6 protein-coding genes and 1 pseudogene are annotated in these 9,089 nt (G+C 71.6%); 2 read left to right on the forward strand and 5 right to left on the reverse strand.

The window, feature by feature from the left end; translation table 11 throughout:
* Positions 1 to 116 precede the first annotated feature (116 nt).
* The 3 genes and pseudogenes from ACFQ87_RS42635 to ACFQ87_RS42645 all read right to left on the reverse strand — a co-directional run.
* Positions 117 to 563 (reverse strand): annotated as a pseudogene (locus tag ACFQ87_RS42635) (aminoglycoside phosphotransferase family protein); the annotation flags it as partial.
* A 1,135-nt stretch (positions 564 to 1,698) separates the two neighbouring features.
* Positions 1,699 to 2,679, reverse strand: coding sequence for a hypothetical protein (locus ACFQ87_RS42640; protein ID WP_380616350.1), 981 nt, complete (start codon positions 2,677 to 2,679; stop codon positions 1,699 to 1,701).
* A gap of 134 nt (positions 2,680 to 2,813) precedes the next feature.
* Positions 2,814 to 3,227: a hypothetical protein gene (locus tag ACFQ87_RS42645; RefSeq protein WP_380616351.1), complete on the reverse strand. Its 414-nt coding sequence runs from the start codon at positions 3,225 to 3,227 to the stop codon at positions 2,814 to 2,816.
* 37 nt (positions 3,228 to 3,264) lie between these two features.
* Here ACFQ87_RS42645 and ACFQ87_RS42650 point away from each other — a divergent pair, with 37 nt between their 5' ends.
* Positions 3,265 to 4,776 carry a hypothetical protein gene (locus tag ACFQ87_RS42650; RefSeq protein WP_380616352.1) on the forward strand — a complete coding sequence of 504 codons (1,512 nt, stop codon included), beginning with the start codon at positions 3,265 to 3,267 and terminating at the stop codon, positions 4,774 to 4,776.
* A 94-nt stretch (positions 4,777 to 4,870) separates the two neighbouring features.
* Positions 4,871 to 5,260 (forward strand): ribosomal protein L7/L12, encoded by a 390-nt coding sequence (locus tag ACFQ87_RS42655; RefSeq protein ID WP_380616353.1) that lies wholly within the window; start codon positions 4,871 to 4,873, stop codon positions 5,258 to 5,260.
* Between the two features lie 314 nt (positions 5,261 to 5,574).
* On the opposite strand, the gene ACFQ87_RS42660 is transcribed toward ACFQ87_RS42655, so the two are convergent.
* Together ACFQ87_RS42660 and ACFQ87_RS42665 are read right to left on the reverse strand one after the other, a co-directional pair.
* The gene (locus ACFQ87_RS42660; protein WP_380616355.1) at positions 5,575 to 7,083 is read right to left on the reverse strand and encodes an ISL3 family transposase; all 1,509 of its coding nucleotides are present in this window, start codon (positions 7,081 to 7,083) and stop codon (positions 5,575 to 5,577) included.
* Positions 7,084 to 7,225: 142 nt separating this feature from the next.
* The gene (locus ACFQ87_RS42665) at positions 7,226 to 8,476 is read right to left on the reverse strand and encodes a replication-relaxation family protein (RefSeq protein ID WP_380616354.1); all 1,251 of its coding nucleotides are present in this window, start codon (positions 8,474 to 8,476) and stop codon (positions 7,226 to 7,228) included.
* Positions 8,477 to 9,089: the final 613 nt, after the last annotated feature.

Consider the following 9,089-nt stretch of genomic DNA (forward strand, 5'->3'; position numbering starts at 1 on the left):
CCAGGCAACTCTTCGACGAAGATCACGCCTTCACCTCCTCATCAACGGATCTGGCCGTCGCGGCTTGACTTGTTAGGCACGTGAGATGTCTTTCGAAGGTCCTCTTCTCATCCGTCGGCCTGGTCGCGAAGGCGTGGGAGACCGGGCGGGGCCTGGACGGCCAGTCTCCGAGCGAGTCGACCGGCAATGGACACGGCCTCGTCGACGCCGACGAGGTCGGCCAGGGTTTCGTCGCGGGCCTGTTCCAGCAGCATGGCGAATCGCGCGTCGTCACGCTCGTGCAGCAACACGGCGCCGCGTCCGCCCCAGACCGCGAACGCATCCGGTTCGTGCACGTTGCCTGGATGAGGGAACGAGATCTTCAAGACTGCGGATGCTCCGTCAGCCGACCGCACCGGAACGATGATCCCCACCTGTCCATGCCGGACCGGCCTGGCGGGTCTGCAGTCCCAACGATCAAGGAGTTCATCAATCAGGGCGGGCAGAGACGCAACCCAGGCCCGGCCGTGCTCACCCTCTCGCTCGATCGTGCCCTGCGCGAACCTCTCCGGGATCTCGATCACCGCAGCACACTAGCCTCAGCCCCTGGGCCAGGTCGGGCCCCTGGGGAATTCCGTGACGTTAGCCCTGGGGAATTACGTGACCGTCCACACCCGGACCAGGCGAAACGATGGAGACCGCGGCCCAGGCCCAGTATGAGGTCTGGGACATGCTCCGAACCATGCGAACCGCTATGCGTCACGACCTCGGTGTGTCGCATGAAAATTGAGAGCTGGCACCCCGTGCGGTCTCTCTCAGCTGCCTCGACCAGCCAATAGCTGACCGAGGCAGAGGTTAAAACTCAAGCTAAGCCCAGCTCAGAAGCACAGCCCCTGACCACAATCAATGAGCCCGGACACCCCCAGGACAGTCCAGCCGGTCCGGGGCCATCCGTGTCCCGCGGCTCCAGCAGTGCGCTCTCCTGGCCACCGATCGAGCCCGGCACGTCCAACACGGGGCGCAGCAAGGCGTTCGCGGCCCGGGCGCCCTGAAGGTGTTCTTGGTCGGCAAGGTCGACAGGGCGGGGAGGCAGGCGGGCAGGACGTGAGAAGGAGGGAACTGCCTTCGGGTCCTGCTGTTCTCCGCGAGGCTGTGGTCCCGGGATCTTCCGTGTGTCTCCGTTCGCCGGGGAGACGGCCTTCTCCTTCTTTCGCCGGGTCGCTGCCCGCTACGGGCTGGACGACGCCGCCCTGCTGACGGCCTGGCAGTGGCGCGGCCACCAGCCGCGGCACAAGGGCGGTGCGCTGCGGGCGGATGCCGAGGTGCTGCTGGATGCGGCCGGGCGGCGGGTGCTGGCCGGGTTGTGCGGGGTCGGCGAGGAGGTGTTGGGGCGGGCGCTGCCGGCCTGGAGGCTGGACGACGAGAAGCTGACCATACGGACGGGCGGGAGCGGCCCTGGGGGGGTGTGGCGGGTGGGCGGTGCGGTGGTGGGGCCGGTGGCGTTCGGGTGCCGGTCGTGCGCGGCCCGGCGGACCGGGAGACGTGTGTGCGGGTGGTGCGGTACGCACAGCGGTGGGAGCGGGTGTGCATGCGGCACGGGCAGTGGCTGCTGGCGGCGATCGTCTCCGTGCAGAATTCCCTGGCACTGCTGAACCGACGGAGGTCTGCGCCATGACGTTTCCCAGGGCCTGGTGCTGCCCGAGGCGTTCAACAGCCGGGTCAGCGGCTCCGCCGGGTGCGCTCTTCCAAGCGGCAGAGATGGAGGGTTCCCGACGGGTCCGCGGGAAAGGAGTGGTCGAGTGTCCAGCCGTGTTCGGCGGCGATCCGCAGGACGGCCCAGGCACCCGCCCCCCGGTAGTGCCGGGGCTTGACGGCGACCCGGCGCAGGATCCGGCCCGCCGAGTCGTACCGGTAGTTGTCCCACGTACGCTCGCGCGCCAGCTCGGTCCGGAAGAGCTTCGCCAGGTGCCTGCGCAGGTGGCGCTCGTAGAGTCTCGGGCTGCGGAGGAGCTCCAGGGTCCGGACCCGTGGCCAGAACACGAGGGTGAACAGCGGCAGCAGCACCCGGCAACGAAGCGGGCCCCATGGGGTGCCGGGCGCCGGCGGCGGCCCGGTGGGGTCCGGTACGCCGGCCTGCTCCGGGGGCGGGATGAGCCGGTAGAAGCACAGCTCGCCCTTCGCCGAGCTGCTCCTCCCCCAGTCCACCGACCAGCCGTGCCGCCGGGCCAACTGCTCGACCCGGATGGGCGCCAGGCCGCGGTAGTTCGGGCGCCATAGGTACGACACGGCCAGGCGCACGCCGCCGGGCGGCAGCTTCGACGGCTCCCAGCCGCTGTTCTTCTCCGCGGAGGCGAAATGCTTCCGCAGGAGCCCTTCGGTGTACTGCTCCCAGTCCTCGGGCCTGCCGTGCCACTCGACGCGCAGGCGCCGCCAGGAGATCGAGGCCGTCGCTATCCCGCCCACGGCCTCGACGAAGTCGCCGGCATCGCCGCCACCGGGGCCGCCGCCCGCCAACATCGTGAACAGGAGCGCGAACACCAGCGCGATCCCCAGCGGGATGTAGAGGAACTGCAGGACGAACTGGGCCGCCAGACCGGCCCGGGCCCGGCGCGGTGCCGCCCGGTGGGCCGGGCTCGCCCCCGATCGGTCTGCAACCCCCGTCCCGGCCGCGTCGGGTCTGTCCGGTCCGTCCGCAGGCATGGTCGTACACATTGGATCCGTCCCCCTCGGTCCCATGGCCCCCGGATCAGCCATGCCCACCCCGCCCGGCGCCAACCTCCCTGTTGCGCAATTGAGTTTGGCCACCTGGCGTGGGCCGCTCCCAGCCTCGAAGCCTACCCGGGCGCGGGCAAGGGCCTGGCGGCATGGCTGGTGGTGCAGTGGGCGGAGCGCGGCCGGACCGGGGAGAGCCTGGGGCAGAGGTCGGCGGGGGTGGTGACGGTGGACGAGGAGACGGGGGCTCCGGTCGGTGCGGCCCGGTCGATCGTGCGGGGGCTGCTGCACGACCTGGCCGTGCTTCCGACCGGTGCCTGGCTGGTGCGGCCGGTCGTCCACGCGCGGCGCCAGACGTGGGCGGACAGCATCTCCAGGACGGTGGTCGTCCGCCGGGCCCTCATCGAAGCGATCGCCCAGGACAGGCCAAGGCCGCGGCTCAGCGAGGGGGGCTCGGCGGCGACGTCCCGGTGGTGGCGCTCACGGCGTAGCGCGTGCTGGAGGGCGGTGTCGTGGTCGGCAACGCCGAAATTCACGAGCCGTCCGATCGTGCGTCGGGCAGGATGCTCGCCTGTGAATCACGTCCTGTACGGGCTGTCCGCCAACCCGGCTCTGCCCTGCGAACTGGTCGAGCGGCTGATCGCGGTGGCGGACGCTGACCTCGCTGAGGCCCTGGCCTGCCGCCCGGACCTCAGTCGTGCACAGGTGAAGGCGCTGGCCTCCCGCTTCGAGGAGGCCGCGGTACGGCTCGCGTACGAGGGCCGGCTCAGCGCCGCCGACGTCGACCCCGCCGTACAGCCGCGCGCCGCGCTCGCCCTGCTCGAAGAGCGCACCGGCAGGCCGCAGTGGGCGCGCCTGCTCGCCGCCGATCCCCTGGTGGAACACCGGGAGAGGCTGGCCGCCTGCCCCGATCTGCCGCCGGACGTGGCGCTGACGCTCGCCGCGGACCCGGAGATCCGGGTCGTCGCGGAACTCGCGCTGTGGACGACGCCGCACCTCGCCGCCAGGCTCGCACGGCACCCACACGCCGAGGTCCGCCGCGCGGCGGCGGCCAACGAGGCGACACCGCCGGCCCTACTGACGGCGCTGCTGACCGGCGAAGGGCTGCCCGCGGCTCGGTCCTGCCTGGTCTGCGACTGCGAGACGACCCCTTTCGTCCACGCCCCCCACTGTCCGGAGCCCGACTGCGAGCTGCCGGCAGGAGCCGCCTGCGACGGCTCCCACGAGTCCACCGTGCACGACATCCATCAGACAGCCCTGCGTAACCCGGCCACCCCCGCAGCCGCCGCCGCGCTCTTCGCCGACCACCCCTCGGTGCTACTGCGCCAGGAACTGGCCGCCCGCCCCGACCTGCCGCCCCAGGTATACGCACGACTCGCCGAGGATCCCGTCCCCTGGGTCCGGGCCCGGCTCGCGGACAATCCCGCGATCGATGAAGCCCTGATCCGCACCCTGGCCACCGACCGCGGCCACGACGTCCAGCGCCGGCTCGCGCACCACCCGCGCCTGCCGCTCGACGTCCTCGCCCACCTTGCCGGCGTCACCCGGCTCGGCTCGCCCCTGCTGCCGCGCATCGCCGCGGCTTGCCCGGCCGAGGTCGAAGAGCTGGCCGCCTCACCGGATGCGACCGTGCGGATGCTCCTGGCCCAGCGCCGCGACCTGCCAGCCGAAATCCGCGACACGCTGGCCCGCGACCCCGACGCCAAAGTGGTCAAATCCATCGCACCGCACCCAGGGCTCTCCGAAGCCCGGTTGCGGGCAATGGTCGAACAGCACGGGGCGCGAGTCGCCGCGAAGGTGGCAGCCAATCCCGACGCGACACCTGCCCTGCTAGAGGACTTGGCCCGACACCGGCCGCCGGTGCAGAAGGCGTTCCGCGAAATCGCCCGCCACCGCCACGCGACGGCCCCGGCCCTGCTCGCGTGCCTGACCGACCGACAGGCCAGGACCATCGCCGCCAGCCATAAGGCCCTGCCGCCTACAGCCATCGTCGAACTGCTCGCCGACGACAACTGGCAGGTAGTGGAAGCGGCCGCCGCCAACCCGTCACTGCCACCGGCATCGATGCTGGAACTGGTGCCCTGACCGGCCAGGCCGGCCGAGCGAAAATCCATGGCCTGACAGCTTGCCAGGACGATTGACTGGCACCGGGCACAACACCGACCGACGAGGGGTATCCGTGGAGGACCCGGATTTCACAGTCCTGCTGGCCGGCGACTCCCCTCACGACCCGACGGCCCTCAAAGCGGTCCGCACGGTCACCGGGCTGAGCCTGTGGCGTAGCCAGCAGCTGTTGGACAGCGCGCCCGCCACCGTCAGGTCGGGCATCCCGTTCGACATCGCCGCCCGCGCGGCACAGTGCCTGCGTCAGGCCGGCGTACCGGCCGCAATCCAGTGCGGCTGGTGCCAACGCACCCTGCCCGACGGCGACACCCCTGTCGACCCCGGCCCCTGCGCGTCCCCGTACTGGCCCACCGCCCACTGCCAGGCCAACTCCATGACCAGCTGCGACTGCGACTTCTGCGCCGCTTACGGCCCCCTGCCCGGGCACACCACCCACAGCCCCTGAACCCCATCCCGACAACCGCAGCCCCGAGCCTGGTACGGAACTCATGAGCACAGGCCCAACACCATCTGGCACTGAGCTGACCGCCCGCTTAGGGATCTGCATCAAGATGTCACTGAGCGAAGTCTCCTGATGTCACTACACATCCGCACCCTGGTGACACCCAGCGCTCCCCCGCCCCCATACGCCACCGCAGCAGGGTCTAGTGACACCAGCTGATCTGATCCCCCAGTGACAACAAACCGCAGATTCGCAGGTCCGTGGGTCTGTAAAAAGAACGGCTCTGGCCCGTATTCGGTGGTAGCGCTCTGTGGCGATCACTGAAGGAGGATGCGGTGGCGGAGTAGGGGGAATCCGGCCTGGCCGTGCATCTGCCGCATGATCCTCTTGGTTCGTGTGTTGACTCCCTCGGTCCGGCCGTTGTGGTACGGGGTGGCGAGTCCAGCGTCGACGGCGGCCCGGTCGAGTTCCAGGCCGTTCGTGAAGGAGCGCAGGTGGGGCAGGTCGGCGGAGCGAACTGACGCGATCCAGTCGGTGAGCTTGGCGTCATTTCCCTCGGCCGGCGCCAGCAGCCGGGCGAACTCTCCGGTCAGACGGGCGAGTTCGGTCATCTCCGGGCAGGAACTGGTGAGTTCACCCAGCAGCACACTGTCCTTGTCGCGCAGGTTCTCGGGTCGGGTGAGGAGGAGGCCGGCGAAGCGCTGCGGAGTGGTGACGGGCTTGTCGCCTTCGGCTCGACCCTGGGTGAGGTAGCGGACCAGGAGGTTCGCGCTGCCGGTGTAGCCCAGCTCCTTGATCTCGCGCAGGAGGTGGGTGACGGGCACTGCGGGGCCCTCGGCCCGGCGCCGGCGCAGGTGGTCGCGGTAGGGGTCGACGAGTGTGGGCTTGCAGCGGGGTGCGCGGCGCTCTGCGGTGGGTTCCTTCATGCGGGCGTACCGTTTGACGGTGTTGAGGGCGACGTCGAGGCGGCGGGCGCATTCGAGCAGCCCGACACCCTGGCCGAGCAGGTGGTGGACCCGCTGCCAGCGTTCGCGGGTGGTCTGCTCGCGGACCCCGCCGGGGCGGGCGGGATTCACGGCAGTGGCCCAGCAGGCGGCGTGGGAGCGGACCTCGGCCAGGACCTTGCCGCACAGGTTGCTCCACAGGTGCCACCGGTCGCTGACCTGTACCGCGGTGGGCAGGGCCTGGCGGATCGCCTCGCCGTAGGAGCCGGAGCCGTCCCGGCAGACGTACTCGGCTCCGGGGTGCTCGCGCAGCCACGCCGCCACGGTCTCGGCGGTGCGGTCGGGCAGGACGTCGATCCGCTCACCGGTCTCGGCGTCGATGATCACGGTGGCGTAGCGGTGCCGGCGCTTGAGGGCGAAGTCGTCGATCCCGAGCACGCGCGGGACGCGCAGCGGCGGCAGGGCCCTGCGCATGAGCATGCGCAGGGCGGTGGAGCGGGAGATCGCGCAGGCCAGCACGCGGGAGAGGCGAGCGCCCGCCCAGCCCGCTAACTCATTGACCACCGAGCCGAGTTGGTCGGCCAGGCGGTTGGTGCGACGCTTGTAGCGCTCGATCAGGCCGGGGACCTGCTCGCGGAACGTCTGCCGCGGGCACCCCAGCACCGGACACGCCATGCGTCGGACCCGCACTGACGCCACGACCCGGCGCCCGTCCACTGGAACGTCCGCGACCAGCCGCTCGTGGAAGGCGTGCACTTGTCCCGTCGAGTGCCCGCACACCGGGCACGGCACCGGATCGTCCCGGGTCCGGGCCGACACCCGGATGGCCTCTCCCTCGTCCGTCACACCCTCGACGACAAGCGCCGACAGCCCCGAAAACACCACACCCACAAGCTCGTTGACATCACGCACACCATGCCAACGACGACCGTCACCCCTTGTTACCACCGAATACGGGCCAGAGCCGTTGGCCACACCCGAACTCCCAGCGCAGGTCAGCGGCCTGCGCCGGGGTGGGGCGGGGTCAGGATCGGCGCCACCAGGAGCCGCGCCGCTTCGCCCCGGCGGCCGCAGCTTCGGCGGCGGCCCGCTCACGCTCGGCGGTCTCCCGCGCCTTCTGGCCGGCGGCGGCCTGGCGGCAGCCGACGCACAGCCCGTCGTCGCCCCAGGCGGCGCGCTCGCGCTCGGCCCACCGCTCGTCCGAGAACGGCGCCTTGCAGCGGGTGCACGACGGACGGCGCCGCTCGCGCTCTTCCTTCGCCCGGGCCTGGCGGGCCCGCTCGGCCACGGCCTGCTCCGCGCGCAGCAGCTCGTCGCCATCCGGATTGTCGAGCGCGTTGGTGAGGGTGTGCCAGCCATCCCGGCCGAACCGGTGCCACGAGGCGCCAGCGCCGAGGCGGCGCAGCAGCGGCAGGGTGGTCGCCACCACCGGCAGCGCATGGTGGTGGTTGCGAGCGGTGATGTTGTGGCCGCGGTACGGCGGCGCGTACCAGGCGCCCTCGGAGGCGGCCTCCACCGCCTGGATGCGGCGCAGCAGCCGCAGGTGGTCGGTCTTGGCCTTCTCCTTCTTCTGCTCGGGGGTGAGCGGCTTGGTGCCAGGGCGGGTGCGCCTGCGGCCGGCCTCGAGGACCAGGGCGACGGGCGGCAGGCCCTCGCGGCCGGTCGGCGGGTAGGCGGTCGGCCACACGCGCAGGTCGTGGGTGCGGGCGCCGAAGCGACGCAGCGAGGCCTCGGCGGCGGCCTTGGTGGTGCCCTTCGCCGGGAGCTCGCACCAGGCCCGGTAGGAGGTGAGCTTCTCCACGAGCGTGCCGACGCCCTCGTTCTCGCGGTCGACCTCGACCAGGAGCACCGGCACGTCGGCACCGGGGTCGCGCAGCACCAGGTCGGTGAACAGCGAGCGGCGGTGCGGGATCGCGTGCTCGACCTCGGTGGAGAACGCCCGGAGGTGCCCGAACCCGGCGCGGGCGAGGAGGCCGGCGGTGGCGACGACGTCCAGGGCGTGCTCGGAGAACGCCGTGCCCGGGCCGTCGCGCTCGGGGCGCAGCGCCGCGAGCTTCGCCCCGGCCGGGAGCAGTCCGGCGGCTTCGCGGCGGCCGGCTGCGGTCAGGGTCCACAGCTTGCGGTTGTCCGGCAGGCGGAGTTCCTCCCGCACCCTCCCGGCGACCTGAAGGTCGACCAGGGCATCGCGGGTCGCCCGGTCGTTGCGCTGCCTGGGCAGGGCCAGATGCCAGAGCTCCCGGCCGGTGGCGCGTTGGAACAGGGCGAGCGACACCATGACCCCATTCCCTATCGGCTGTGTCGAACCCCGCTTCCACCGCGCCTCAGCAGCAGGGGGAAGAGGGTTGTCGCCACGTCCGCGCCCCCTTGACCGGGGCTGCTGGCCTGCGGAAACGGGCCGGTCGGCCGCCGGGGGTGTGGAGGTTCGGGCGGAGGTGCACGCGGAGGCGGCGTCGGGCCCTTTGTCCCCGTCCGGCGAGGCCTTCGCCGGACGGTCCGGCTGGTGGTGGTCGGCGGCCTGGTCGCCGTCGTCCGGGTCGGGTGCGGCGGGCGAGGTGGTGGTCATTGGTGGCCTTCCGTCAGCAGGAGGCCGGTGCGGGCGCGATAGCCGGCTCCGGCACCGGGGCGAGCACCCGGACGCGGCCGACCTTGCACGGCACCCCCTTGTCCGCGGTCTGACCGCACCCCTTGACCAGTCCCCTTGTCCTGCGCTGTTTGCCCCGGTCAAGGGCCTCTCGACTTTCGACGATTTCGTTGATCGTCGTGGGGGTCGCTCGGGTAGGTGATGTGGCGTCCCGGATCATCCTGGCTTGTGCGGACGGATCATCAAACGCTCAGGTCGCGGCCGATTTGGGCATCACCACGGCGACAGCGGGCAAGTGGCGGTCCCG

The organism is Kitasatospora sp. NPDC056531 (assembly GCF_042794375.1).
GTDB lineage: Bacteria > Actinomycetota > Actinomycetes > Streptomycetales > Streptomycetaceae > Kitasatospora.